Origin of the sequence: Halolamina salina (genome assembly GCF_042678005.1) — an archaeon.
GTDB classification, from domain to species: Archaea; Halobacteriota; Halobacteria; order Halobacteriales; family Haloferacaceae; genus Halolamina; species Halolamina salina.
Map to the genome: position 1 here is coordinate 1,096 of NZ_JBHUDH010000177.1, position 891 is coordinate 1,986.

General features: G+C 69.1%; 1 protein-coding gene. It reads right to left on the minus strand.

Going from position 1 to position 891, the window contains the following annotated elements:
- The coding region (locus tag ACFR9S_RS13480; protein ID WP_379818880.1) for a hypothetical protein at nt 1-891 on the minus strand (891 nt) is incomplete at both ends.

Genomic DNA, 891 nt, shown 5'->3' on the forward strand with positions numbered 1-891 from the left:
CCTCGGCGGCCGCTCTCGCCGCCTCGGCCGTCTCCGTGATCTCGTCGATCGCTCGTTGGACCGACTCCGGCGGCTCCCCGCCCTCCCCGGCTTCCTCGGCCGATTCAGCCGCGTCCTCGGTGCCCGATTCGGCCGCCTCTTCGGTCCCCTCGGCGGCGTCTTCAGCCGTCTCTTCGGCCGCTTCGTCCGTCTCCTCCGCAGTTTCCTCGGCCGCCTCTTCCGCAGTTTCCTCGACCTTTTCCCCGGTCTTCTCGACTTCCTCGGCTGTCTCCTCGACTGCCTCGGCCGCCGCTTCGACAGTCTCCTCCGCTTCCTCGACCGCCCTTTCCCCGGTTTCTTCGCCTCCCTCGGCCGACTCCTCCTCCCCTTCGTCGCCGCCGGACTCCCCCTCGCCGACGGAGATAGTGATCCCCGGGCCGTCGTCGATATCGATGTGGACGGTCTCGCCGTCCTCGCCGAGTTCGATCGAGCCGCCGTCCGGGATCGGCTCCCCGCCGTCGGGTTCGAGATCCGAATCGTCGGACCCTCCGGTCCGGATGTCGATCCCCTCAGGGAGGGTCACGTCCGACAGCTCCGTCCCGTCGTCGACGCTGATCTCCACGTCGGCGTCCTCGTCCAGCGTGATCTGGAGCCCGCCGTCGTCGTCGATCGAGACGTCGACACCCTCCACGCCGTCGAGCTGGTCTCCCGCCAGCGCCTCGGCGGCTGCTTCCAGCCCCGAGGGGATCTCGGCCGACGATTCCTCCGTCGGTTCGTCAGCCGATTCGTCCGCCGAATCCTCCGTCGATCCCTCCGCCGACTCGGCTCCAGACTCGCTCTCCGTCTCGTCCTCGGTTCCCTGCTGTGCCTCGATATCCGACGCGACGCTGTCGATCGTCTCGGCGGCGTCGG